The sequence below is a fragment of the Streptomyces sp. NPDC047981 genome (assembly GCF_040653315.1).
Lineage (GTDB): Bacteria > Actinomycetota > Actinomycetes > Streptomycetales > Streptomycetaceae > Streptomyces.
In genome coordinates this window covers 26,040-52,085 of sequence record NZ_JBEZNQ010000057.1, presented here as the reverse complement: position 1 = coordinate 52,085, position 26,046 = coordinate 26,040, and the positions used below count along the sequence as shown (strand labels likewise).

Sequence of the window (26,046 nt, the reverse complement as noted above, 5' to 3'; positions counted from 1 at the left end):
TCGGCTGGATCTCTTGCCGCCCAACCGGGTCGAGCCGATACCTGACCCCCGCGGCGACTACCTCAGCCACTACCAGTTCACGACGTACGACGGCATGCGACTGCGGCATTTTGCGACGATGCTCGCTCATCGAACGACTACTCCTCGGGCAGGCGCGTACGCCTGGAAGCGGCAGTTGAGTTCCGGTCCCCCCGAAATGCGCACGGCCAGACCTCACCAAAGGCCTCTCCGTACCGCAGCCGGTCACCCGGAGCACTGACGCCGTGCGGCGTCGCTCGGTTCCCGGTGGTCTGCATGCCGCAAGACTACGCACGGCCAAAACCCTCCTAGAGCCGAAGTTCACCCCAAATCAGGCAAGTCGATTGCTGTGAATTGACGATGTGACGCCGGTCACCGTGGCCCCACTTGTCGCAGCTGTTCGGCCGTTCTATCGTCTGGATGTATCGAGTCGATACATCAGTACGGCATAAGGCACCCGACAGCAGAGGAGGGCGACGGATGAGCAGGCGCTCGGGAATCCTCGAGTTCGCCGTCCTCGGCCTGCTCCGCGAAGCGCCGATGCACGGGTACGAGCTGCGGAAGCGGCTCAACACCTCGCTGGGCATCTTCCGGGCCTTCAGCTACGGGACCCTCTATCCCTGCCTCAAGACGCTGGTCGCCAACGGCTGGTTGATCGAGGAGCCGGGCAGCGCCCCCGAGGACGCGCTCGCCGCTTCACTCGCAGGACGCCGCGCCAAGATCGTCTACCGGTTGACGGCCGAAGGTAAGGAGCACTTCGAGGAGCTCCTCTCCCACACCGGCCCGGACACCTGGGAGGACGAGCATTTCGCCGCCCGCTTCGCCTTCTTCGGTCAGACCGAGCGCGAGGTGCGGATGCGGGTACTGGAAGGCCGCCGCAGCCGGCTGGAGGAGCGCCTGGAGAAGATGCGCGCCTCTCTGGCCCGGACGCGCGAGCGCCTCGACGACTACACACTTGAGCTGCAGCGCCACGGAATGGAGTCCGTGGAGCGTGAAGTGCGCTGGCTGAACGAGCTCATCGAGAGCGAGCGGGCGGGACGGGATCAGCGATCCGGCCCCGACGCCCCCGAGGGCGCCGCTCAGCACGACAACGAATCTGGAGAAACGGGCGGCCTGCCCCGGCACGGGGGCAGTACCCGGCCGGATCCGTCCGACGACACCGCCAAGTGAATCCCTGCATCCCGCAGGGCTTCCACGATCACACAGGGAGCAACCGGAATGGGTTCGGTTCGCGTAGCCATCGTCGGCGTGGGCAACTGCGCCGCCTCGCTGGTGCAGGGCGTCGAGTACTACAAGGACGCCGACCCGGCGTCCAAGGTGCCCGGCCTGATGCACGTCCAGTTCGGCGACTACCACGTCGGTGACGTCGAGTTCGTCGCCGCCTTCGACGTCGACGCGAAGAAGGTCGGCCTCGACCTCTCCGACGCCATCGGCGCCAGCGAGAACAACACCATCAAGATCTGCGACGTCCCGAACGCGGGCGTCACGGTCCAGCGCGGCCACACGTTCGACGGCCTCGGCAAGTACTACCGCATGACCATCGAGGAGTCCGCCGAGGCTCCCGTCGACGTCGTGCAGGTCCTCAAGGACAAGCAGGTCGACGTGCTCGTCTGCTACCTGCCCGTGGGCTCCGAGGACGCCGCGAAGTTCTACGCGCAGTGCGCCATCGACGCCAAGGTCGCCTTCGTCAACGCCCTCCCGGTCTTCATCGCCGGCACCAAGGAGTGGGCGGACAAGTTCACCGAGGCCGGTGTCCCGATCGTCGGTGACGACATCAAGTCCCAGGTCGGCGCCACCATCACGCACCGCGTGATGGCGAAGCTGTTCGAGGACCGCGGTGTCCGTCTTGAGCGCACCATGCAGCTCAACGTCGGCGGCAACATGGACTTCAAGAACATGCTCGAGCGCGACCGCCTCGAGTCGAAGAAGATCTCGAAGACCCAGGCCGTCACCTCGCAGATCCCCGACCGCGAGCTGGGCGAGAAGAACGTCCACATCGGTCCGTCGGACTACGTGGCCTGGCTGGACGACCGCAAGTGGGCGTACGTCCGCCTCGAGGGCCGCGCCTTCGGTGACGTCCCGCTGAACCTGGAGTACAAGCTCGAGGTCTGGGACTCCCCGAACTCGGCCGGTGTCATCATCGACGCGCTGCGTGCCGCGAAGATCGCCAAGGACCGGGGCATCGGTGGCCCGATCCTCTCCGCGTCCTCGTACTTCATGAAGTCCCCGCCGGTGCAGTACTTCGACGACGAGGCCTTCGCCAACGTCGAGAAGTTCATCAAGGGCGAGGTCGAGCGCTAAAGCGCCGATCCACTTCGTCGTTCGAGGGTCCCCGGGTCTTTCACCCGGGGACCCTCTTCGTATGTGAGTCTTGCTGCCATGCCCGTCGTACGTGATCTGCGCGTACTCCTGCGCCTGACGAACTTCCGCCGTCTCATCGCCGTTCGCCTGCTCTCCCAGTGCGCCGACGGCGTCTACCAGGTGGCGCTCGCCACGTACGTCGTCTTCTCCCCCGAGAAGGAGACCTCTCCCGCGGCCATCGCCTCCGCCATGGCCGTGCTCCTGCTCCCGTACTCCCTTGTCGGCCCCTTCGCCGGCGTGCTGCTGGACCGCTGGCAGCGCCGCCAGGTCTTCCTGTACGGCAACCTCCTGCGCGCCCTCCTCGCCTGCGGTACGGCCGTGCTCATGCTGGCCTCCGTACCCGACTGGCTCTTCTACGCCTCCGCCCTCTCCGTGACAGCCGTCAACCGCTTCGTCCTGGCAGGGCTCTCGGCGGCGTTGCCCCGGGTCGTCGACGACGAGCGGCTCGTCGTCGCCAACTCCCTCTCCCCGACCGCCGGCACCGTGGCCGCGACGGTGGGGGGCGGTCTCGCCTTCGGGATCCGGCTCCTCTCCGAGGACTCCGACTCCGCGGTCGTCCTCTTCGGCGCTCTCCTCTATCTCTGTTCCGCACTGGCCTCGCTGCGCATGGCGCGTGACCTCCTGGGCCCCGATCCCGACGTGGTCCAACCCCGACTGGGCGCCGCGCTGGCCTCGACGGCTCGTGGCCTGGTGGACGGGCTGCGCCATCTGGCCGAGCGACGGCCCGCGGCCCGGGCGCTGACAGCTGTGACCCTGATGCGCTTCTGCTACGGGGCGCTGACGGTGACCGTGCTGATGCTCTGCCGCTACGCCTGGAGCTCCACGGAGTCGGAAGGGCTCGCGCTGCTGGGGCTCGCCGTCGCCGCCTCCGGGGCGGGCTTCTTCGTGGCCGCCCTCGTCTCACCCTGGGCGATCGGGCGACTGGGGCCCTTCGGCTGGATGACCGCCTGTGCGGCCTCGGCAGCCGTTCTGGAACCCGCGCTGGGGCTGCCCTTCGCCCAGACGCCTCTGCTGATCGCGGCCTTCCTCCTCGGACTCGTCACCCAGGGCGCCAAGATCTCCACGGACACGGTCGTGCAGACGTCCGTGGACGACGCCTATCGGGGCCGGGTCTTCGCCCTCTACGACACGCTCTTCAACGTCGCCTTCGTCGGCGCGGCCGCTGTCGCCGCACTCATGCTGCCCCCCGACGGCCGGTCCGTCCCCGTCGTCGTGATGGTCGCCGTGGTGTACGCCTCGATCGCTCTGATGCTGTGGCGCCAACGACAGAAGGGGTGATGTTTCACGTGAAACATCACCCCTTCCGCGCCAGCGCCCGTCGATGTTTCACGTGAAACATCGACGGGTTCGCCTCAGCCCTGAGTCGCCCACCACTCCTTGAGCGCGGCGACAGCTGCCTCGTGCTCCATCGGCCCGTTCTCCAGACGCAGCTCCAGCAGGAACTTGTACGCCTGCCCGACAGCCGGGCCGGGGCGGATCCCGAGGATCTCCTGGATCTCGTTGCCGTCCAGGTCGGGCCGGATCGAGTCCAGCTCCTCCTGCTCCTGGAGCTGCGCGATCCGCTCCTCCAGTCCGTCATAGGCGCGCGAGAGCGCACCGGCCTTCCGCTTGTTCCGCGTGGTGCAGTCCGAGCGGGTCAGCTTGTGAAGGCGGGAAAGAAGGGGGCCGGCGTCACGGACATAGCGGCGGACGGCGGAGTCGGTCCACTCGCCGGTGCCGTAGCCGTGGAAGCGCAGGTGCAGCTCCACCAGGCGCGAAACGTCCTTGATCATCTCGTTCGAGTACTTCAGGGCCGTCATGCGCTTCTTGGTCATTTTCGCGCCGACCACCTCGTGGTGATGGAACGAGACGCGACCGTCCTTCTCGAAGCGGCGCGTGCGCGGCTTACCGATGTCGTGCAGCAGCGCGGCCAGGCGCAGCACGAGGTCGGGCCCGTCCTCCTCCAGGTCGATCGCCTGGTCGAGGACGGTCAGGGAGTGCTCGTAGACGTCCTTGTGCCGGTGATGCTCGTCGCTCTCGAGCCGCAACGACGGCAGCTCGGGCAGTACATGGGCCGCGAGGCCGGTGTCGACGAGGAGGCCCAGTCCCTTGCGAGGGTGGGCGGAGAGCAGCAGCTTGTTGAGTTCCTCACGGATCCGCTCCGCGGAGACGATCTCCAGGCGGCCGGCCATCTCCGTCATCGCGGTGACGACCTCAGGGGCTACCTCGAAGTCGAGCTGGGCCGCGAACCGGGCAGCACGCATCATCCGCAGCGGGTCGTCGGAGAACGACTCCTCCGGGGTTCCAGGGGTCCGCAGGACGCGCGCCGCGAGGTCGTCGAGGCCGCCGTGCGGGTCGATGAACTCCTTTTCCGGCAGGGCCACGGCCATGGCGTTGACCGTGAAGTCACGCCGGACGAGGTCTTCCTCGATGGAGTCTCCGTAGGAGACCTCAGGCTTGCGCGAGGTGCGGTCGTACGCCTCCGAGCGGTACGTCGTGACCTCGATCTGGTAGCCGCTCTTCTGGCAGCCGACCGTGCCGAAGGCGATGCCGACCTCCCAGACCGCGTCGGCCCACGGGCGGACGATCTTGAGAACGTCCTCGGGACGGGCATCCGTGGTGAAGTCGAGATCGTTGCCGAGCCGTCCGAGCAACGCGTCCCGCACCGAGCCGCCGACCAGCGCGAGGCTGAACCCTGCCTCCTGGAATCGGACGGCAAGGTCGTCGGCGACAGGGGAGACGCGCAGCAGTTCACTGACGGCGCGGCGTTGCACCTGGCTCAGTGCGGTCGGGGTGTCTTCGTTGGCGTTCGGCACAACAGAAAAGGGTACGTGCCCCGGCCCTGGGCAGCGTCCCCGTTTTCCCACGGAGCGACCGCCTTGTCCGCATCGGCTGGAGCAGTCCCCGGCACTTGCCCCCGGCGTGCCTCGTTACCATGCCTGGACACAGCAACGGGGAACCACCGACACCACTGATACGACGAGGACGGGCGAGCGCGTGGCCGAGGCGGCAGACATCCAGGGGACCCTTCCCTCACCTGCCCGTCGGTGGCTGCGGCGGACGGCGTCCCTCCTTGCCGGGGCACCGCTGCTCGCCGGACTCCTCCAGGGCGCCGTGGCCACGCCGGCCATCGCCGCCGAGGACGCCACCGGCTCGCGAACCGTCGATGTGTCTCTCGACACGCTGGCGCCGAGCGCACCGGTGGAGGGCGACACGGTCACGCTCGCCGGGTCGGTGACCAACAAGGGCAAGCAGACCGTGACCGACGCCACGGTGGACGTACGAGTCGGCCCCCGGATGACGAGCCGGAGTGAGATCGAGCAGGTCTCCGGCCGTACCGGCTACCGGCCCGGGAGCGACCCGGCTGCCCTCGGTGGCGCCTACACGGTCAAGATTCCCCGGCTGGCGGCCGGGCTCAGCCAGGAGTTCAAGCTCTCCGTTCCCGTCGACAAGCTCGGCCTCGACGACGCCGGTGTCTACCAGCTCGGGGTCTCCCTCTCGGGTGAGACCTCCTCACAGCCCGGGCAGCACGTGCTCGGGATCGAGCGCACCTTCCTGCCGTACCAGCCCGAGGCCACGGAGAAGAAGACCCAGCTCACGTACCTCTGGCCGCTGATCTCTTCGGCCCATGTCTCGGCCGAGACCGGCACGGACGACCAGCAGACGCCGGTCTTCGAGAACGACGATCTGGCCGCCGAGCTCGCTCCCGGCGGACGCCTCGACCACATGGTCACGCTGGGCAAGGAACTGCCCGTGACCTGGGTGATCGACCCGGACCTGCTGGCCACCGTCGACGCCATGACGAAGAGCTACCAGGTCAAGAACGGCACGGGCACGGTGCCCGGCAGGAACCAGGCCGTCGCCGAGCGATGGCTGGACTCGCTGCAGAAGGCCGTCGTCGGGCGCAAGGTCGTGGCTCTGCCGTTCGCCGACCCGGACATCGCCTCGCTCGCCCACCGCGGCAAGGACGTCCCCGGCTCGCTGAGCCACCTCCAGCCGGCGACCGAGTTGGCCGGAACGACGGTGGAGACCATTCTTCACGTCAAGCCGTCCACCGACTTCTCCTGGCCCGTGGACGGGGCCGTCGACCCCTCGATCATGGATGTCGCGACCTCGGCGGGCGCCCAGAAGGTGATCGCCCGCAGCGACAGCTTCCAGGACGACCTCCCGTACACGCCGACGGCGGCTCGACCGATCGGCGGTGGCACCACGGCCATCGTCAGCGACGCCTACCTCTCGACAGCCTTCGAGGGCGACATGCTCCCCGCCGGGAACTCCACCCTCGCCGTCCAGGAGTTCCTGGCCCAGTCGCTCGCGGTCACCCTGGAACAGCCCGACCTGCAGCGCAGCATCGTGGTCGCCCCCCAGCGGATGCCGACCACCTCGCAGGCGCAGACCATGGCGGCAGCTCTGCGGGGCCTGTCGGCCGGCCGCTGGACTCAGCCCCTCGATCTCATCGCGGCCGCCTCGGTCAAGCCTGACCCTGATGCCGGCACCACGGTCCCGAGCAGCTCCCGCTATCCGCGCGAGCTGCGGAAGCAGGAGCTTCCCGCCGAGGCCTTCCGCGACATGAAGGACACCCGGGCCGCCCTGGACGACTTCAAGGTCATCCTCACCCAGCCCGACCGCGTGGTGACGCCGTTCGGCAACGCGATCAGCCGGGAGATGTCCACGTCCTGGCGTGGTCAGGCCCCCGCGGCCTCGCTGTACCGGATCAGGGTGCACGAGTACCTCCAGAGCCTCACGCGTGAGGTCCAGCTGGTCGAGAAGTCGGACCTCACGCTCTCCGGGCGCAGCGCCACCATCCCGGTGACCGTCCAGAACAAGCTGCTGCAGGGCGTGGACGACCTCGTGCTGCGGCTCACGTCGGGGAACAAGACCCGTCTGAAGCTCAATGACGGACAGCCGGTCGCCGAACTCCCCGTCAAGATCGGCGCGGGGCACAGCCAGTCCGTGAAGTTCGATGCCTCGGCCAACGCCAACGGGCCGGTGTCGATGACGGCCCAGCTGTTCACCAAGGACGGCACCCCGTACGGCGAGCCCATGCAGTTCACCGTGAAGGTCAACGAGATCACCCCGACCGTGATGCTCGTCATCGCCGGCGGCGTCCTGCTCCTGGTCCTCGCCGGGGCCCGGATGTACACCCGCCGCAAGCGGGCGGCTGCCCAGAGCACCGAGGCGGAGACCGCGGAGCAGGACGATCCCGGGCAGCCGAGTGACCCGACGCCGGACACCGCCCACGAAAGCGGTGACCCGTCCGGCCCGGGTGAGAAAGTGGACCGTTGAGCGATGTCGTGGCCGGTCGGCCGGGGACGATGAGGTGGGGTAACCATGAACGCGCCGTACGACGGTGACCGCGGGCAGGGCCTGGGTGGCACCGAGCCGTCCGCTGGAACGCCCGCGGCGGCCCCGGGACCCGGCCAGGCGCCGGTACCGCCACCGCAGCAGCCTGCCTCCGACCCGTACGCCCAGAACCCGTATGCCCAGGACCCCTACGTCCAGGACGCCTACACCCACGATCCTTTCCAGGCCCGGGATCTGTCCGCGCAGGACCCGGTGACCGAGGCGCTCTACGACCGCGCCGCGCACCCCCCGCCTCCGCCGGGCACCTTCCAGGAGCCGCAGCCGCTCTACCAGCAGCCGGCGGCGCCCGAGCATGCCCCGGACCCTCGGGTGTGGGCGCAGACCCCGGCGCCCGAGCCGGACGGCCCGTCGCGTCATCTGCCCTACGGTGACGACGCCCGCACAGTCCAGTTCACGGGTGTCGACGACCTCGTGACGCGGGCCGGCGACGAGAAGCCGGAACCGGACGCCTTCGCCCACCTCTACCGGGACCAGCAGACCCCCGGCCAGGTTCCCCCGCCCGCTCCGGAGCCGAACCCGATGCCCGCCCCCGCACCGAAGAAGTCAGGCCGTGCCTCCGGGCTGCTGAAGTCCAGTGCGGTGATGGCGGCCGGCACCCTGGTCTCCCGCCTCACCGGCTTCGTTCGCAGCCTGGTCATCACCGGCGCGCTCGGCGCCGCGCTGCTCGGTGACACCTTCACCGTGGCCTACACGCTGCCGACGATGATCTACATCCTCACCGTCGGCGGCGGCCTCAACTCGGTCTTCGTTCCGCAGCTCGTCCGCTCGATGAAGAACGACGAGGACGGCGGCGAGGCCTACGCCAACCGACTGCTGACGCTGGTCATGGTTGCGCTCGGCGCGATCGTGATCATCGCGGTCTTCGCCGCCCCGGTGTTGATCCGGCTGATGTCGAACACCATCGCCGACGACGCCGCGGCCAACAGCGTCGCGGTGACCTTCGCCCGCTACTGCCTGCCCACGATCTTCTTCATGGGTGTGCATGTGGTGATGGGTCAGATCCTCAACGCCCGGGGCAAGTTCGGCGCGATGATGTGGACCCCGGTCCTCAACAACATCGTGATGATCGTGACGTTCGGCCTGTTCATCTGGGTCTACGGCACCTCGGCCGAGTCCCAGATGGGTGTGCAGACCATCCCGGACGACGGCATCCGGCTGCTCGGTATCGGCACCCTCCTCGGCCTGGTCGTCCAGGCCCTGGCGATGATCCCCTACCTCCGCGAGGCGGGCTTCCGCTTCCGCCCCCGCTTCGACTGGAAGGGCCACGGCCTCGGCAAGACGGTCAAACTCGCCAAGTGGACCGTGCTGTTCGTCCTTGCCAACCAGGCAGGCGTCCTCGTCGTCACCCAGCTCGCCACGGCCGCCGGTGAGGCGTCCGGCAAGAACGGCGCCGGCTTCCTCGCCTACTCCAACGCCCAGCTGATCTGGGGCATGCCGCAGGCCATCATCACCGTCTCGGTCATGGCCGCCCTGCTGCCCCGCATCTCCCGGGCGGCACACGACAACGACCCCGGCGCCGTGCGCGACGACATCTCGCAGGGTCTGCGGAACTCCGCCGTCGCGATCGTCCCGGTCGCCTTCGCGTTCCTCGCGCTCGGTGTGCCGATGTGCACCCTGCTCTACGCCTCCAGCGGCGTTCAGGCGGCCCAGGGCATGGGCTTCATCCTGATGGCCTTCGGCCTCGGCCTCATCCCGTACTCGGTCCAGTACGTCGTCCTGCGCGGCTTCTACGCCTACGAGGACACCCGGACGCCCTTCTACAACACGGTCATCGTCGCCGCCGTCAACGCGGCCGCCTCGGCGGCCTGTTACTTCGTCCTCCCGGCCCAGTGGGCCGTCGTCGGCATGGCCGCGTCCTACGGACTGGCCTACGCGGTCGGCGTCGGCGTCGCCTGGCGCCGGCTGCGCAACCGGCTCGGCGGCGACCTGGACGGCGCCCACGTCATGCGGACCTACGCCCGTCTCTGCCTGGCCTCGCTGCCCGCCGCGGTCGTCGCCGGCGCCGTCGGCTTCGGCCTGTTGAAGCTGCTCGGAGAGGGCGCCCTCGGCTCGCTCGTGGCCCTGCTCGTCGGCGGCGCCGTCCTGCTCGGCGTCTTCTTCGTGGCCGCCAAGCGCATGCGGATCGCAGAGCTGAACTCCATGGTCGGTATGGTCCGTGGGCGCCTGGGACGGTAGGAATTCCGTGCCCGCGCAACCATCGTCGGCCGCCGCGTGTCGTGCATAGCGGCCGACTGTGGGCACAATTGGCATGGCTGCTGGATGTGGCGCAATGGATGGGGAGGCAGGAACGACGGTGGCGGAACGTAGCACGGCTGCCGTCGACGTGGCCGACAACAGCGGTGACGACCCGCTGACCGCCAAGGCGGACACGGCCGCGACCGACGGGGTGGCGGAAGCGAAGGACACGGCGGAGCAGTCCGCCGAGGTCGCAGAGGACAAGGCCGCGAAGCGGCAGAACGGCGAACAGCCGTCCATCGAGACTCCCGAGCTGCACAGCGGGCACAAGTTGGCCAGGCGCTACCGCCTGGAGGAGTGCGTCACTCGTCTGGACGGTTTCAGTAGTTGGCGTGCCGTCGACGAGAAGCTTCGTCGCGCCGTCGGCGTCCACCTGCTGCCGGCCGACCACCCCCGGGCCCGTTCGGTCCTCGCGGCGGCCCGCTCGGCGGCGCTGCTCGGCGACCCTCGGTTCGTCCAGGTCCTCGACGCCGTCGAGGAGAACGACCTCGTATACGTGGTGCACGAGTGGCTGCCCGACTCCACCGAGCTGACGACGCTCCTCGCCGCCGGCCCTCTGGAGCCGCACGACGCGTACCAGCTCGTCAGCCAGGTCTCCCAGGCGATGGCCGCCGCCCACCGCGAAGGCCTGGCCCATCTCCGCCTGACGCCCAGCGCCGTACTGCGCAGCTCCACGGGCCAGTACCGGATTCGTGGCCTGGCCGTGAACGCGGCACTGCGCGGCATCAGCGCCGAGCGCCCCCAGCGCACGGACACCGAGGCGATCGGCGCCCTGCTCTACGCGGCGCTGACCCAGCGCTGGCCGTACGACAGCGACGCCTACGGCCTCTCGGGGCTCCCCAAGGGGGTCGGGCTCCTCGCTCCCGACCAGGTGCGGGCAGGGGTCCACCGCGGTCTGTCCGAGATCGCGATGCGCGCCCTGGCCAACGACGGGGCCACCGCCTCGCGGCAGGAGCCTCCCTGCACCACCCCGGACGAACTCGCCAAGGCCGTGGCGGCGATGCCCCGCATCCGCCCGCCGGAGCCCGAGTTCCCCACCCCGCCCGACTACCAGCGCACCACCTACCAGCAGGGCACCTACGGCCGTCCGCAGCCCCGTCCGGGCATGCAGGCGACCCAGCCCGTGATGGCCCCTCCTGCCCCGCTGGAGAGCCGCACAGGCCGCGCCCTGAAGTGGGCTGTTTCGGCACTCCTGATCGCGGCCCTCGGACTGGGCAGCTGGCAGATCGCCGACCGCCTGCTCGACCAGGGCAAGAACAAGCAGGAGACGCCGCAGACCACTCAGCCGCAGGACACCGAGGACGAGAAGCAGCCCGAGAAGGGCAAGCCGGTCACGATCGCCGGTGCGAGCGACTTCGACCCGCAGGGCGACGGCGCCGAGACCCCGTCGGAGATAGGGAATGCCTTCGACGGCAGCCCCACGACGTCCTGGCAGACGTCCATCTACTACGGGTACTCGAACTTCGGCAGGCTGAAGGACGGAGTGGGTCTCGTCCTGGACCTCGGTACGGCCCAGGAGATCTCGAAGGTGGAGGTGACCTTCCAGGGGAAGACCTCCGTCGAGCTCCGGACAGCGCCCGAGAACGCCTCGTCGCAGCCCACGTCGGCCGAAGGCTTCACGACTGTGACCTCCGGCTCGGGGGAGCAGGTCACTCTCACGGCCGACAAGCCCGTGAAGACGCGCTACGTTCTGGTCTGGCTGACCGACCTGCCCGGCAGCGGCGGGGGATACCGAGGCAAGATCTCGGACATCAAGATCACCAGCTGACGACATCGGGGGAGGGGGCTCACCGTTGGAAGAACCGATAGGCAGCGACATCAGCGACCAGGACCTCCTGGCGCGCCATGTCGCCGGCGATCCCGACGCCTTCGGTGAGCTCGTGCGGCGCCACCGCGATCGGCTGTGGGCGGTGGCCCTCCGGACGCTGGGGGACCGCGAGGAAGCCGCTGACGCCGTCCAGGACGCCCTGGTGTCGGCCTTCCGGGCCGCGCATACCTTCCGAGGCCAGTCGGCCGTCACGACCTGGCTGCACCGGATCACGGTGAACGCTTGCCTGGACCGCGCCCGCAAGGCCGCTTCCCGCAAGACCTCCCCCATGGACGACACCGCGCGCTTCGAGCAACTCCTCGAACCGGCCGAGTCGGCCGAAGCACCGGCAGAGCGCCAGGACCTCCACCGAGAGCTGCTGGCCGCCCTCGCCACACTCCCCGCCGACCAACGGGCCGCCCTGATCCTCGTGGACATGCAGGGCTACCCGGTCGCGGAAGCCGCCCGCATCCTCGACGTCCCCACCGGGACGGTGAAGAGCCGCTGTTCACGCGGACGGGCCAGGCTGCTTCCCATACTCAGCCATCTGCGCGCCGACACCGTGGGTAACGAGGGCCCCGACCGGGGAAGGAACCGGACGCCGGGGACATCCGTCCCACCGGTGTCGGGGCCATCGGATACCGGACCGAATGGGCCGGCTGCTGTGAAGGGCGGAGGTGGGCGCGCGTGACTTCCACGACCGGCAAGGCCGACACAGCACAGCACCCGGACGTCTCGGAGATCTCCGACCTGACCGAAGGGCTGCTCTCCCCGTCCCGTACGGCGGCCGTCCGCCGGCACATCGAGGGCTGTTCCCTCTGTGCGGACGTCCGTACCTCGCTGGCGGAGATCCGCGGGCTGCTGGGAACGCTGCCTGGCCCGCCCCGGATGCCCGCCGACATCGCCGGTCGTATCGATGCAGCCCTGGCGGCCGAGGCGCTGCTGAACGCCACCACCCCCGACATCGCTCCCGATGTTTCACGTGAAACAGCGAGCAGTCCTGCTCCAGCGCGCCCCTCCACGGCCTCCCCGGAGCCCGCCCCGGTGGCTGGACGTCCTGCAGGGCACCCCCGCGCCACCACCGGCCCAGGCCGTCCCCGGCGCAGCCGGCGCCGGATCGCGGCCCTCGGTGCCGTCCTCGGCGCCGCAGCGCTCGGCACGAGCCTCTTCCTCACCCAAGGAGGCCTGCAGTCGCTGGGCGGAAGTGATTCCGCCGACAAGACAAGCAGTGCCGCGAGCGGTGTCACCTCCGACACCTTCGACGGCCGCCCGATGGAATCCCAGGTACAGGAGCTGCTGCGGCCTGACACCCTCAAGGCTCCCGGGGAGACCCAGCCCGAGTCGCTCACCGTCGAAGGCAGTGACGCCCCGTACGAGCGGAACGCGGCCGAGCCGCTGCCGGAGTGCGTCAAGGCAGGCACCGGCCGCCCGGACGCCGCGCTCGCCTTCCAGCGCGGTGACTATGAGGGAACACCGGCGTATCTCGTGGTGCTGCCAGAAGGAACCCAGGGCACACACGTACAGGCTTACGTCCTCGATGCCTCCTGCGCCGACAAGGGCGGACAGGGCAAGGCCGAGGTTCTGCTGACGCACACCTACCCGCGGTCCTGACACCTCGCCGTGCCGCGCGGCGGTCTCGGGAATGCTGGCCCCGTAGGATCCGTTGGGTGGGGTGAGAGTCACCGACCTGGCCGCCCCGTAGGCAGTAGGCAGTCTGCAGAGACGAGGAAGAAACCCGTGAGCGACGTCCGTAACGTGATCATCATCGGCTCCGGGCCCGCGGGTTACACCGCTGCGCTCTACACGGCGCGTGCGTCGCTGAAGCCGCTGGTCTTCGAGGGTGCTGTCACCGCTGGTGGCGCCCTGATGAACACGACCGACGTGGAGAACTTCCCCGGCTTCCGTGACGGCATCATGGGCCCCGACCTGATGGACAACATGCGCGCCCAGGCCGAGCGCTTCGGCGCGGAGCTGGTGCCGGACGACATCGTCGCCGTCGACCTGACCGGCGAGATCAAGACCGTCACCGACACCGCCGGCACCGTGCACCGCGCGAAGGCCGTCATCGTCACGACCGGATCCCAGCACCGCAAGCTCGGCCTCCCCCGCGAGGACGTGCTCTCCGGGCGCGGTGTCTCCTGGTGCGCGACCTGCGACGGGTTCTTCTTCAAGGACCAGGACATCGCCGTCGTCGGTGGTGGTGACACCGCGATGGAGGAGGCCACCTTCCTCTCCCGCTTCGCCAAGTCGGTCACGATCGTCCACCGCCGGGACTCCCTGCGCGCCTCCAAGGCGATGCAGGAGCGCGCGTTCGCCGACCCGAAGATCAAGTTCGCCTGGGACAGCGAGGTCGCCGAGATCCACGGCGAGCAGAAGCTTTCCGGTCTGACCCTGCGCAACACCAAGACGGGCGAGACCAGCGAGCTGGCGGCCACCGGTCTGTTCATCGCCGTGGGCCACGACCCTCGCACCGAGCTCTTCAAGGGCCAGCTGGAGCTGGACGAAGAGGGCTACCTCAAGGTCGACGCCCCGTCGACGCGGACGAACCTCTCCGGTGTCTTCGGAGCCGGTGACGTCGTCGACCACACCTACCGCCAGGCGATCACCGCCGCCGGCACCGGCTGCTCCGCAGCGCTCGACGCCGAGCGCTTCCTCGCGGCCCTCGCCGACAGCGAGAAGCTCGCCGAGACCCCCGCGGTCTGATCTCACCACTCACACCCCACCCCACAGATTCAAGGGAGGTTGCCGTGGCCGGCACCCTGAAGAACGTGACCGACGCCGACTTCGACGAGGTCGTCCTCAAGAGCGACAAGCCCGTCCTGGTGGACTTCTGGGCCGAGTGGTGCGGCCCGTGCCGCCAGATCGCCCCGTCGCTGGAGGCCATCGCGGCCGAGCACGGTGAGATCGAGATCGTGAAGCTCAACATCGACCAGAACCCGGGCACGGCCGCCAAGTACGGCGTCATGTCCATCCCGACCCTGAACGTCTACCAGGGCGGCGAGGTCGTGAAGACGATCGTCGGCGCGAAGCCGAAGGCCGCGATCCTCCGCGACCTCGCGGACTTCGTGGAGCCCACTGCCTGACGCTCCTGTTTCACGTGAAACAGGAACGGCCCGCCTCCGGACGTCGGAGGCGGGCCGTTCGTCGTCCATCACCACAGAACTACAGGGGCCGGAGCGCAGGCTCCTTCTGGACGGCTCCCAAGAGCCGGTCCAGGGCCAGCTCCACGTCTTCCTTCCACGACAGCGTCGTCCGCAGCTCCAGCCTCAGCCGTGGATGCGCGGGGTGCGGTCGTACCGTCTTGAACCCCACCGCGGTGAGATGGTCGGCCGGCAGCACACAGGCCGGCTCCGTCCAGCGGGCATCCCCGAAGGCCTCGATCGCCCGGAAGCCACGCCGCAGGAGATCCTTGGCGACGGTCTGCACCATCGTCCGGCCAAGTCCCTGCCCCTGATAGCCCGGCATGATCCAGGCCGTCATCAACTGGACCGCGTCGGCAGAGACCGGGCTCGTGGGGAAGGCCATGGAGCGTGGCACATACGCGGGTGGCGCGTAGAGCACGAATCCGACGGGCACGTCGTCGACATAGACCACGCGACCGCAGGAGCCCCACTCGAGCAGCACCGCGGAGATCCACGCCTCCTTCTCCAGCTCCGGCCGGCCGGCCTTCACCGCGGCCTCACCGCTTACCGGGTCCAGCTCCCAGAACACACAGGAGCGACATCGCTTGGGGAGGTCCGGAAGGTTGTCCAGAGTGAGCGGTACAAGCCGACGCCCCACGGCTGTTGCCTCGCTTCCCACGGCCATCGCAGTACGGATACGCGCTCCCAGAATCGTAACCATGGGGCGATCAGGGCGATACCGCTCACAGGCAAAGGGCGGACCGTGTCCCGGTTCTCACCGGATCACGGCCCGCCCTGAGGTCACGGGGAGGCAGACGGAGAGTCAGCTCTCGGTGTCGTCCTCGCTCTGCTCGGAACTCCCCTGATCCATCACGCGTCCCTCGCCGGGCGCCAGGGTGGAGAGGATCCGCTCCAGATCCTCCATCGAGGCGAACTCGACGACGATCTTCCCCTTCTTCTGCCCCAGGTCGACCTTCACCCGCGTCTCGAAGCGGTCCGAGAGTCGCGAGGCCAGGTCCGTGAGCGCTGGCGAGACGCGTGCTCCGGCCCGCGGCCCCTTCGGCTTGACCGCGGCGCTGGGCTCGGAGCCCATCAGCGTCACGATCTCCTCGACCGCACGCACCGAGAGCCCCTCGGCCACGATCCGATACGCCAGCTTGTCCTGCGTCTCCGGGTCCTCCACGGAGAGCAGAGCCCGGGCATGGCCGGCAGAGAGCACACCGGCGGCGACCCGACGCTGGACCGGCGGCGACAGCCGCAGCAGACGCAGCGTGTTGGAGACCTGCGGGCGCGAGCGCCCGATGCGATCCGCCAGCTGGTCGTGCGTGCAGTTGAAGTCCTTCAGCAGCTGGTCGTAGGCGGCGGCCTCTTCCAGCGGGTTCAGCTGCGCCCGGTGGAGGTTCTCCAGGAGCGCGTCCAGAAGGAGCTTCTCGTCCTCGGTGGCCCGGACGATCGCCGGGATCCGCTCCAGACCAGCCTCACGGCAGGCCCTCCACCGACGCTCACCCATGATGAGCTCGTAGCGCTCGGCACCCAGCTGCCGTACGACGACGGGCTGCAGCAGGCCGACCTCCTTGATGGAGGTGACCAGCTCCGCCAACGCGTCCTCGTCGAAGACCTCACGCGGCTGCTTCGGGTTGGGCGTGATGAAGTCGAGCGGTAGCTCGGCGAAGTGCGCACCGGCGGGCGGCTCCATCTCCACCACCACGTCGACCTCGGCCACCGGCACTACGGAGTCCGGGGACTGGGGGCTCTGCGGAAGAGTCGCCACCTTCGCAGCGGCCACGCCTCGGTCCGAGGAGAGCGGCGCCGCACCGCCCGGCGAGGCATTGCCCGCCGCCACACCGACAGCAGGTACCTGTCGCTCCTGGGGAGCAGCGGGGATCAGCGCACCGAGCCCACGCCCCAACCCTCTACGTCGCTCGCTCACTGGATCCCCTCCGACATGCTGTGCTGGCTGTTCTGAACACCCGCAGGGGTGTGCTGCGGGTCGTAGTGGATGCCGACGCCCCGCAGCGCGATCTCTCGGGCCGCCTCCAGATACGACAGCGAACCACTGGAACCCGGGTCGTACGTGAGGACCGTCTGGCCGTAGCTCGGCGCCTCGGAGATCCGCACGGACCTCGGGATGCTGGTCCGCAGCACCTCCTCACCGAAGTGGCTGCGCACCTCGTCGGCGACCTGCGAGGCCAGCCTCGTCCGGCCGTCGTACATGGTGAGCAGGATCGTCGAGACACGCAGCGCGGGGTTGAGGTGTCCGCGCACCAGCTCGACGTTCCGCAGGAGCTGCCCCAGGCCTTCCAGCGCGTAGTACTCGCACTGGATCGGGATCAGCACCTCGGCGCCCGCGACCATGGCGTTGACCGTGAGCAGTCCCAGAGAGGGCGGGCAGTCGATCAGGATGTAGTCCAGCGGCTGCTCGTATGCCTGGATCGCTCGCTGAAGCCGGCTCTCCCGAGCCACCAGCGACACCAGCTCGATCTCGGCACCGGCAAGATCGATGGTGGCCGGCGCACAGAAGAGGCCTTCGACATCCTGGACGGGCTGGACCACGTCGGAGAGCGGCTTGCTCTCCACGAGGACGTCATAGATCGACGGAACTTCGGCGTGGTGGTCGATACCCAGGGCCGTCGAGGCGTTGCCCTGCGGGTCGAGGTCGATGACCAGGACTCGGGCGCCGTGCAGCGCCAGGGAAGCAGCAAGGTTGACCGTCGTGGTCGTCTTGCCCACGCCGCCCTTCTGGTTCGCCACCACCATCACGCGTGTCTGGGCAGGCCGAGGAAGACCCTCGCCGGCACGGCCGAGCGCCTCTACTGCCAGTTGGGCAGCACGACCAATGGGGGTGTCGTCCATCGGGGGCGGTGTTTCACGTGAAACATCCTCCCCCGCCGATTCGGTACGGGGACCGGGGACCGGATCGGTCATCGGTCCCGCGATGTTGGCGTTGGACCGCAAGGATTCACTCTCCTCGGCTTCAGGCTCGCGATGAACAGAGCCTGCCATGCTTTCGGGGTCGTGAACCAGCGAGGCCCGTGGTTCTGTGGATGAATCCACCTCTGTGGACAATCCCGTCCCCCTCGCGAGGGGCTTGGCGAGGGGTTTACGGTCCCGGGGCGTGGCAGCCGCGCGGCCGCGGCTGATGATCCCCTGCAGCAGTGAGCGACGTTTCACGTGAAACACGATGCACTCGCTGCTGACGCAGGACCGCTCGACACTCCGAAATACGTACGTATGGCAGCTTGTACGGATCAGTTGCGCCGCGTTGACGGCTCAAAGGCGCCGCATTGACGCCTCGGCGGCGGCCTCAGCGGCGACGATGGGCCCTGCTCGGGCGGGCGGCCTTGGCGCGCTTTGCGGCGAACCTCACACCACCCGGGCTCTCGCCGACCTCCACCCGTACGACGGTCGACAGCGGGTCCACGACGCCCTCGCCGACCTGGAGCACCGAGGTGCCCACCACACCGAGCTTGGAGAGCGCGGCGCGGGCGCCGTCGATCTCCTCCTCGGCCGTGTCGCCCTTGAGGGCCAGCATCTCCCCATAGGGGCGGAGCAGGGGAACACCCCAGCCGGCAAGCCGGTCCAGGGGCGCCACGGCGCGCGCCGTCACGACATGCACCGGGGGGAGCTTGCCCAGCATCTCCTCGGCGCGACCCCGGACGACGGTCACATGGTCAAGGCCAAGCAGCTCCACGACTTCCTGGAGGAAGTTCGTGCGGCGGAGCAGCGGCTCCAGGAGCGTGATCTTCAGATCCGGGCGCACCAGGGCGAGGGGGATACCCGGCAGTCCGGCGCCCGAGCCGACATCGCACACGGTGACGCCCTCGGGCACCACCTCGGAGAGCACCGCGCAGTTCAGCAGGTGCCGCTCCCACAGCCGGGGCACCTCACGAGGGCCGATCAGCCCGCGCTTGACGCCGGCGTCCGCGAGGAGCTCCGCGTACCGGACAGCCTCCGGGAAGTACTCACCGAATACCGTCCGCGCCTGTTCGGGCGCAGGGGGGAGCTCCGCTGCCTCCGTCACGGGAACCGTCCTTCCGCACCGCACCGATGGGTGCGCGCGCACTGTGGTGGCTGAACTATCAGGCTGACAAGATCGGCCCCGCCTGGCGAGCAGACGGGGCCGACACTGCGAGAGGGATCAGGCAGGGAGTACGACGACGAAGCGCTGCGGCTCCTCGCCCTCGGACTCGCTGCGCAGACCGGCGGCGGCAACCGCGTCGTGCACGACCTTGCGCTCGAACGGCGTCATCGGGTCCAGCTTGACCGGGGCCCCGGTCGACTTCACCTCGGACGCGGCCTTCGCGCCGATCTCGGCGAGTTCTGCGCGCTTCTTGGCGCGGAACCCGGCGATGTCGAGCATCAGGCGGCTGCGGTCGCCGGTCTCCCGGTGCACGGCCAGCCGGGTCAGCTCCTGGAGCGCCTCCAGCACCTCGCCGTCGCGGCCGACGAGCTTCTGCAGTTCGCGGCTGCTCGAGTCACTGATGATCGAGACCGCTGCCCGGTCCGCCTCGACGTCCATGTCGATGTCGCCGTCCAGGTCGGCGATGTCGAGCAGGCCTTCGAGGTAGTCGGCCGCGATCTCACCCTCCTGCTCCAGGCGGGTCAGGGTGTCGCCACCCTCGGCGGCGGCGGAGGTGGTGCCTTCCGTCACGGATGGACTCCTTCTACTTCTTGGACGACGGGTGCTTCGGGCGCTGCTGGCCCTTGCGCTGACCGGACTTTGCCTGACGGGACCCCCCGGAGTTGGCCCGGCTCGGGCGCGCGGGCTTGTCGCCCTGTCCCGACTCCTTGGCCACGTCCTGGGGCTCGTCCTTGGCCGCGTCCTGCGGCTTCTTCTCCAGCGAGGGAGTGGACTTCTCGTCCGCGGCCTCGGACTCAGCGGCGTCCTCGGCGCTCTTCGCCGTGGAGTGCTGGGCGGCGGCCTGGCGCTTCGCCTTGGTCTGACGCTTGGGCTGCTGGCGCTTGGCGGCGGTACCGCTCTCCACCTCGGCGGCGACGGTGTCGCTCTTGATCACGGTGCCGTCGGCCTGGGCGGCGAAGCCGGCCTTGGCCAGACCGGAGAAGAAGCGGCGCTCGTTCTCGTTGCGGTCCGAGCCCTTGGCCACGATGGCCTTGACGACGCCCTTGCGGCGACGACCGCGCACCTCACCGTGCGACCCGACGCTCTTCAGCAGGCGCTGCAGGTAGGCGTCCTGGGCCTTGCTGCCCGGGGTGGGGTTCTGGTTGATCACGTACATCTGCTGGCCCATGGTCCACACGTTGGTGGTCAGCCAGTAGACGAGGACACCGACGGGGAAGTTGATGCCCATGACGGCGAAGATGACCGGGAAGATGTACATGAGCATCTTCTGCTGCTGCATGTACGGCGTCTTCACCGAGAGGTCGACGTTCTTCATCATCAGCTGGCGCTGCGTGTAGAACTGCGAGGCCGACATCAGAATGATCATGACCGCGGTGACGATGCGGACCGAGGTCAGCGAGGCGTCGAGAGCGGCGACCTCGGCGGCGCTGTCCGTGAACGTGGACGCGAGCGGGGCACCGAAGATGTGGGCCTGACGGGCGCTGTCCAGCAGCTCCTGGTTGATGACACCGATCGTCTTGCCCTCGGCGATGTGGGAGAGCACCGAGTACAGGGCGAAGAAGAACGGGGACTGCGCCAGGATGGGAAGGCACGAGGAGAGCGGGTTGGTGCCCGTCTCCTTGTACAGCTTCATCATCTCTTCGGACTGACGCTGCTTGTCGCTCTTGTAGCGCTCCTGGATCGCCTTCATCTTCGGCTGGAGCGCCTGCATGTTCCGCGTCGACTTGATCTGCTTCACGAAGAGCGGGATCAGACAGATACGGATCAGCACCACGAGGGACACGATCGACAGGCCCCAGGCCCAGCCCGTGTCAGGGCCGAAGATCGCCCCGTACAGCTTGTGGAACTGGACGATCACCCATGAGACAGGTGTGGTGATGAAGCTGAAGAAATTGGCAATCGTGTCCACTAATCAGGCTCCTTGAGCATTGGGCGGGGTCTCTGCGGCCGGGCTCGTCTCGGCGGGGGACCCGCCCTTGTCGCCACGCAGTGCGTTCCGCAGCAGTTCGTGACAGCGGGGACGCTTGCGCGGGGGTACGTGGTCCACGCCGCCGGGCGACCACGGGTTGCACCGCAGAATGCGCCAGGCGGTCAGGGCTGTGCCCTTGATCGCGCCATGCCGGTCGATGGCCGTGAATCCATAGTGGGAACACGACGGGTAGTACCGGCAGACGGGCCCGAGGAGCGGGCTGATCGTCCACTGGTACAGCTTGATGAGAGCCAGCAGCGGGTACTTCATCGCGCGCCCCCTCCCAGGAGCCGCTGAAGCGCGGCGTCGAGGTCTCGGGCCAGCTGTGCGTGATCGGCGTCACCGGCTCCGGGCAACGCCCGTACGACCACCAGGCTACCGGGGGGCAGCTCGGACAGTCGTTCGCGGACGAGATGGCGCAGGCGTCGCTTCACCTGGTTGCGTACCACCGCACCGCCGACGGCCTTGCTCACGACGAAACCCGCACGCGTCTGGGAAGCGCTCTCCCCAGGCGCGTGCGGGTCCGTTACACCGCTGCGTAGGTGGACGACGAGGAGTGGGCGACCGGCCCTGCGTCCTCGACGTACCGCGGTTGCGAAGTCCTCGCGCCGCCTCAGCCGATTCTCGGTAGGCAGCACGTCATGACCTGTTAAAGCAGATCAGGCGGACAGGCTCGCGCGACCCTTGGAACGGCGGTTCGCCAGGATGGCGCGACCGGCGCGCGTACGCATCCGCAGGCGGAAGCCGTGGGTCTTGGCGCGACGACGGTTGTTCGGCTGGAAGGTGCGCTTGCTCACTCGGGGGCTCCAGAAATGATTCGTAGATGGCGGGACATCGCCTGGCTGTCACCGTGCGCCCACGAGTAGCTCGCAATACGCCCGAGTGCACCGCTTCACGATCACTGACCGTGATCTTTGCCCATCGGAGGCAGGCGGCAGCAGCCATCGACAACTCGACCTGGTTACGGTACGCGCGGCTACGCCATCCGGTCAAACCGACCGATCACCGGGGTCCATTGTGCACAGGCTGTGGACAACAACTTGAACGAGGTCAGCCGCCACGACTACCGTGGCTGGACTCCTAAATCTTTTTCCGTCTTGTCCTTACCTGTCCTGATGGACTTCGACCAACCGTCCCGAGAACCACACATTCGTGGGACCTGCGAGGAAGCGTGCCCTGTGGCTGACGTACCTGCCGATCTTGCCGCAGTGTGGCCGCGCGTGCTCGAGCAACTCCTCGGCGAAGGCCAGCAGGGCATCGAGCCCAAGGACAAGCAGTGGATCGAGCGCTGCCAGCCTCTCGCACTGGTGGCCGACACCGCACTTCTCGCCGTCCCCAACGAATGGGGCAAGCGAGTCCTCGAGGGGCGGCTGGCGCCGCTCATCAGCGAGACGCTCAGCCATGAGTGCGGCCGCCCGATCCGGATCGCGATCACCGTCGACGACTCGGTCGGCGAGCCGACCCCGCCGGCGCCCCCGATCCAGCAGCAGCCGCCGCGCTACGACGAGCGGCCGCCTACGGACGCGTACGACAAGTACGACGGCTACGGGCACCGGCCGATGCCGGACGACGGGCTGCCCACCGCGCGCCCGGCCTACCCGGACTACCAGCAGCAGCGCCCCGACCCGGGCGCCTGGCCGCGCACCCAGGACGACCTCTCCTGGCAGCAGCCGCGCCTCGGGGGCTACCAGGAGCGCGACCCGTACACCGGCCCTCGCCCGCAGCAGCCGCAGCAGCCCCGCTACGACGAGCGACCGTCCGCCTACGACCAGCCGCAGCGTCCCGAGCGGGCGGAGCTGCCCGACACACCGCGGCCCGGCCACGGCCCCCGCCCGGGAGGCCCCGGCGGTCCTGGTTCCGGCCCCGTGCCCGGCGGCCCGGGTGGCCCCGGTGGTGTCGGCGGACATGGCGGTCCGGTCCTGGGGCACACCGGCGGCGGCACCGGCTCGGCCTCGGGCACGGGTGCCGGCTCGGGCGCGCCCGGCGAGCAGCACGCGCGACTGAACCCGAAGTACCTCTTCGACACCTTCGTCATCGGTTCCTCGAACCGCTTCGCGCACGCCGCCGCGGTCGCGGTGGCCGAGGCGCCGGCGAAGGCCTACAACCCGCTCTTCATCTACGGGGAGTCGGGCCTCGGCAAGACGCACCTGCTGCACGCCATCGGGCACTACGCGCGGAGCCTCTACCCCGGCACACGCGTGCGGTACGTGAGCTCGGAGGAGTTCACCAACGAGTTCATCAACTCGATCCGCGACGGCAAGGGCGACACCTTCCGCAAGCGCTACCGCGACGTGGACATCCTGCTCGTCGACGACATCCAGTTCCTCGCGAGCAAGGAGTCGACGCAGGAGGAGTTCTTCCACACCTTCAACACGCTCCACAACGCGAACAAGCAGATCGTGCTCTCCTCCGACAGGCCGCCCAAGCAGCTGATGACCCTGGAGGACCGGCTCCGCAACCGCTTCGAGTGGGGCCTGACCACCGATGTGCAGCCGCCCGAGCTGGAGACGCGGATCGCGATCCTCCGGAAGAAGGCGGTGCAGGAGCAGCTCAACGCCCCGCCGGAGGTACTGGAGTTCATCGCCTCCCGGATCTCGCGGAACATCCGTGAGCTGGAGGGCGCGCTGATCCGGGTGACGGCCTTCGCGAGCCTCAACCGGCAGCCGGTGGACCTCGGTCTCACCGAGATCGTCCTCAAGGACCTGATCCCCGGCGGCGAGGACTCGGCGCCCGAGATCACGGCCGGCGCCATCATGGCGGCGACCGCCGACTACTTCGGGCTCACGGTCGAGGACCTGTGCGGATCCTCGCGCAGCCGCGTCCTGGTGACGGCCCGGCAGATCGCCATGTACCTGTGCCGCGAGCTGACCGATCTGTCCCTGCCGAAGATCGGCGCGCAGTTCGGCGGCCGCGACCACACGACCGTGATGCACGCGGACCGGAAGATCCGCGCGCTGATGGCGGAGCGCCGCTCCATCTACAACCAGGTCACCGAGCTCACCAACCGCATCAAGAACGGCTGAGAGAGCCGCTCCGCACCTCGTCGAAGGGCGCCCCGGGAACGCTTCCGGGGCGCCCTTCGGCGTCTGCGCTCGGCGAGGGGCCGGGGACGCTCCTCACCACGACTCCGGGGACACTCCTCGACGCCGCCCGAGACCTCTTCCGGGGCTCCGGCAGGGCTCTGCGCGGGCTCCCGCGGCGGCTCGGAGGGTTGTCCACACGGCTGTGCGCAGCCGTGCTGTTCGATTCCGTCGAGGTGGTGGCGCGTTCTCCACAGATTGCGGGATGATCTTCCGTCCACAGGGTGGGGACTCAGGAGTTATCCGGATCGCATCCACAGGCGCCTCAGTCGCCAGGGCAACAGCCCAGGTCAGAGGGGTGTGGATTTGTTGGCAACCTTGATCCACAGCTTGTGGATGATTTTTTCGTCCACAGGGCCTCGCGGCGGTTGTCCACTGGCAACCCACAGGGGCGGGTCCGTTGCCCACAGGTTCTCCACACCGCTGTCCACTGTTCGGCAACGAAACGCCCGGCGTCACCGCGTCGAGTGAAAGCCGTCACACCAAGGAGGACGGTTGGGCTGTGGGGAACGTGGGTAAAGCTGGGGACAGCGCTGGGGAGAAGTCCCCATGGCCTGTGTACCGGGTGTGCAGAACTTTCGGGTGTCCACAGAACACCCCGGTTGTCCACCGGCTCCACCCACAGGGGCAGTGGACAAAAAACAGCTGCTGACCTGGGAAAACGACGTTTTCCACGGTTTCCACAGGCCCTACTACTACTCCCACATAGAGTTAGCCCGGAATTCGCTTCGAAGTGGGTCCTGTGCACAACTCGGCGCCGGAGCCTCATCGAGCTCTTGTCGCGACTTGACCCCGAGCCGCACCGAGTGTCGGCGGCGTACGTCAGACTGGGTGCCGCAGTCGACGAAGAGCCAGCAACAGCAGGAGGCGGTTCCGGTGAAGATCCGGGTGGAGCGCGATGTACTCGCGGAGGCGGTGGCCTGGGTGGCCCGCAGCCTCCCGGCCCGTCCGCCGGCGCCCGTACTCGCGGGCCTTCTGCTGAAGGCCGAGGACGGCGCGCTGAGCTTCTCCAGCTTCGACTACGAGGTCTCGGCCCGGGTCTCCGTCGAGGCGGAGGTCGAGGAGGACGGCACCGTCCTGGTCTCCGGCCGGCTGCTCGCCGACATCTGCCGCGCTCTCCCCAACCGCCCCGTCGAGATCTCCACAGACGGTGTACGGGCGACCGTGGTCTGCGGCTCCTCCCGCTTCACCCTCCACACCCTGCCTGTGGAGGAGTACCCGGCCCTGCCGGAGATGCCCACCGCCACCGGCACCGTGCCCGGCGAGGTCTTCGCCTCCGCCGCCGCGCAGGTGGCCATCGCCGCCGGCCGCGACGACACGCTGCCCGTGCTCACCGGTGTGCGCATCGAGATCGAGGGCGACACGGTCACCCTGGCCTCCACCGACCGCTACCGCTTCGCGGTCCGCGAGTTCCTGTGGAAGCCGGAGTCCCCCGACGCCTCCGCGGTCGCCCTGGTGCCCGCGAAGACCCTGCTGGACACCGCGAAGGCGCTCACCAGCGGCGACACCGTCACGCTCGCGCTCTCGGGCTCCGGCAAGGGCGAGGGCCTCATCGGCTTCGAGGGCGCCGGCCGCCGCACCACCACCCGGCTCCTCGAAGGCGACCTGCCGAAGTACCGGACGCTGTTCCCCACCGAGTTCAACTCGGTCGCGGTGATCGAGACCGCCCCGTTCGTCGAGGCCGTCAAGCGTGTGGCCCTGGTGGCCGAGCGCAACACCCCGGTCCGGCTCAGCTTCGAGCAGGGCGTCCTGATCCTGGAGGCCGGCTCCAGCGACGACGCACAGGCTGTGGAGCGTGTGGACGCGCAGCTGGACGGCGACGACATCTCGATCGCCTTCAACCCGACCTTCCTCCTGGACGGTCTGAGCGCGATCGACTCCCCGGTCGCCCAGCTCTCCTTCACCACCTCCACCAAGCCCGCGCTGCTGAGCGGCAAGCCGGCCGTGGACGCGGAGGCGGACGAGGCGTACAAGTACCTGATCATGCCGGTGCGACTCAGCGGCTGACGCCGGTACGGCTCTCCGGATGA

The 26,046-nt window shown here is 68.8% G+C and carries 22 protein-coding genes; 12 read left to right on the top strand and 10 right to left on the bottom strand.

What is annotated here, in order from left to right:
- The first annotated feature begins 498 nt into the window (after positions 1-498).
- From AB0E14_RS28305 to AB0E14_RS28295, 3 genes are all read left to right on the top strand, one after another.
- Complete coding sequence (locus AB0E14_RS28305) at positions 499-1,188, top strand: helix-turn-helix transcriptional regulator (RefSeq protein ID WP_362424059.1); 690 nt, start codon at positions 499-501, stop codon at positions 1,186-1,188.
- Between the two features lie 48 nt (positions 1,189-1,236).
- Positions 1,237-2,319: an inositol-3-phosphate synthase gene (locus tag AB0E14_RS28300; RefSeq protein WP_362424056.1), complete on the top strand. Its 1,083-nt coding sequence runs from the start codon at positions 1,237-1,239 to the stop codon at positions 2,317-2,319.
- A gap of 78 nt (positions 2,320-2,397) precedes the next feature.
- Positions 2,398-3,657: an MFS transporter gene (locus tag AB0E14_RS28295; RefSeq protein ID WP_362424053.1), complete on the top strand. Its 1,260-nt coding sequence runs from the start codon at positions 2,398-2,400 to the stop codon at positions 3,655-3,657.
- 74 nt (positions 3,658-3,731) lie between these two features.
- On the opposite strand, the gene AB0E14_RS28290 is transcribed toward AB0E14_RS28295, so the two are convergent.
- Positions 3,732-5,174: a CCA tRNA nucleotidyltransferase gene (locus AB0E14_RS28290; protein WP_362424050.1), complete on the bottom strand. Its 1,443-nt coding sequence runs from the start codon at positions 5,172-5,174 to the stop codon at positions 3,732-3,734.
- 181 nt (positions 5,175-5,355) lie between these two features.
- Here AB0E14_RS28290 and AB0E14_RS28285 point away from each other — a divergent pair, with 181 nt between their 5' ends.
- The 7 genes from AB0E14_RS28285 (at position 5,356) to trxA (ending at position 14,847) form a co-directional block, all read left to right on the top strand.
- Positions 5,356-7,644 (top strand): DUF6049 family protein, encoded by a 2,289-nt coding sequence (locus AB0E14_RS28285; protein ID WP_362424047.1) that lies wholly within the window; start codon positions 5,356-5,358, stop codon positions 7,642-7,644.
- Positions 7,645-7,689: 45 nt separating this feature from the next.
- Complete coding sequence (murJ, locus tag AB0E14_RS28280; protein WP_362424044.1) at positions 7,690-9,897, top strand: murein biosynthesis integral membrane protein MurJ; 2,208 nt, start codon at positions 7,690-7,692, stop codon at positions 9,895-9,897.
- Positions 9,898-10,015: 118 nt separating this feature from the next.
- Positions 10,016-11,725: a protein kinase family protein gene (locus tag AB0E14_RS28275; protein ID WP_362424039.1), complete on the top strand. Its 1,710-nt coding sequence runs from the start codon at positions 10,016-10,018 to the stop codon at positions 11,723-11,725.
- 25 nt (positions 11,726-11,750) lie between these two features.
- Positions 11,751-12,455, top strand: coding sequence for an RNA polymerase sigma factor SigM (sigM, locus tag AB0E14_RS28270; RefSeq protein WP_362424036.1), 705 nt, complete (start codon positions 11,751-11,753; stop codon positions 12,453-12,455).
- Complete coding sequence (locus AB0E14_RS28265) at positions 12,452-13,375, top strand: zf-HC2 domain-containing protein (RefSeq protein WP_362424033.1); 924 nt, start codon at positions 12,452-12,454, stop codon at positions 13,373-13,375. Before sigM ends, AB0E14_RS28265 begins: the two co-directional genes overlap by 4 nt.
- A 126-nt stretch (positions 13,376-13,501) precedes the next feature.
- Positions 13,502-14,467 (top strand): thioredoxin-disulfide reductase, encoded by a 966-nt coding sequence (trxB, locus tag AB0E14_RS28260; RefSeq protein ID WP_362424030.1) that lies wholly within the window; start codon positions 13,502-13,504, stop codon positions 14,465-14,467.
- Between the two features lie 44 nt (positions 14,468-14,511).
- Positions 14,512-14,847, top strand: a complete 336-nt coding sequence (gene trxA / locus AB0E14_RS28255) for a thioredoxin (protein ID WP_362424027.1) — start codon at positions 14,512-14,514, stop codon at positions 14,845-14,847.
- Between the two features lie 79 nt (positions 14,848-14,926).
- Here the strand turns inward: trxA and AB0E14_RS28250 are convergent, their stop codons facing one another.
- From AB0E14_RS28250 to rpmH, 9 genes are all read right to left on the bottom strand, one after another.
- On the bottom strand, positions 14,927-15,544 hold the full coding sequence (locus AB0E14_RS28250; RefSeq protein ID WP_362424024.1) for a GNAT family N-acetyltransferase: 618 nt from the start codon (positions 15,542-15,544) through the stop codon (positions 14,927-14,929).
- A gap of 165 nt (positions 15,545-15,709) precedes the next feature.
- Entirely contained in the window at positions 15,710-16,816 is a 1,107-nt protein-coding gene (locus tag AB0E14_RS28245) for a ParB/RepB/Spo0J family partition protein (RefSeq protein WP_362424021.1), read from the bottom strand.
- Complete coding sequence (locus tag AB0E14_RS28240) at positions 16,813-17,889, bottom strand: ParA family protein (RefSeq protein WP_362424067.1); 1,077 nt, start codon at positions 17,887-17,889, stop codon at positions 16,813-16,815. The genes AB0E14_RS28245 and AB0E14_RS28240 overlap by 4 nt, the downstream gene beginning before the upstream one ends.
- Positions 17,890-18,190: 301 nt before the next feature.
- Positions 18,191-18,907, bottom strand: a complete 717-nt coding sequence (gene rsmG / locus AB0E14_RS28235; protein WP_362424018.1) for a 16S rRNA (guanine(527)-N(7))-methyltransferase RsmG — start codon at positions 18,905-18,907, stop codon at positions 18,191-18,193.
- 117 nt (positions 18,908-19,024) lie between these two features.
- The gene (locus tag AB0E14_RS28230) at positions 19,025-19,537 is read right to left on the bottom strand and encodes a R3H domain-containing nucleic acid-binding protein (RefSeq protein WP_362424014.1); all 513 of its coding nucleotides are present in this window, start codon (positions 19,535-19,537) and stop codon (positions 19,025-19,027) included.
- A gap of 13 nt (positions 19,538-19,550) precedes the next feature.
- Complete coding sequence (yidC, locus tag AB0E14_RS28225) at positions 19,551-20,876, bottom strand: membrane protein insertase YidC (protein WP_362424011.1); 1,326 nt, start codon at positions 20,874-20,876, stop codon at positions 19,551-19,553.
- A gap of 3 nt (positions 20,877-20,879) precedes the next feature.
- A complete protein-coding gene (yidD, locus tag AB0E14_RS28220; RefSeq protein WP_362424008.1) occupies positions 20,880-21,206 on the bottom strand; it encodes a membrane protein insertion efficiency factor YidD in 327 nt (108 codons plus the stop codon).
- Entirely contained in the window at positions 21,203-21,574 is a 372-nt protein-coding gene (gene rnpA, locus AB0E14_RS28215) for a ribonuclease P protein component (RefSeq protein WP_362424005.1), read from the bottom strand. Before rnpA ends, yidD begins: the two co-directional genes overlap by 4 nt.
- A gap of 21 nt (positions 21,575-21,595) precedes the next feature.
- The gene (gene rpmH / locus AB0E14_RS28210; RefSeq protein ID WP_005482975.1) at positions 21,596-21,733 is read right to left on the bottom strand and encodes a 50S ribosomal protein L34; all 138 of its coding nucleotides are present in this window, start codon (positions 21,731-21,733) and stop codon (positions 21,596-21,598) included.
- A gap of 381 nt (positions 21,734-22,114) precedes the next feature.
- On the opposite strand from rpmH, the gene dnaA reads away from it, so the two are divergent.
- Both dnaA and dnaN read left to right on the top strand, forming a co-directional pair.
- The gene (dnaA, locus tag AB0E14_RS28205) at positions 22,115-23,959 is read left to right on the top strand and encodes a chromosomal replication initiator protein DnaA (RefSeq protein WP_362424001.1); all 1,845 of its coding nucleotides are present in this window, start codon (positions 22,115-22,117) and stop codon (positions 23,957-23,959) included.
- A 933-nt stretch (positions 23,960-24,892) separates the two neighbouring features.
- A complete protein-coding gene (gene dnaN, locus AB0E14_RS28200) occupies positions 24,893-26,023 on the top strand; it encodes a DNA polymerase III subunit beta (RefSeq protein ID WP_318208253.1) in 1,131 nt (376 codons plus the stop codon).
- Positions 26,024-26,046 lie beyond the last annotated feature (23 nt).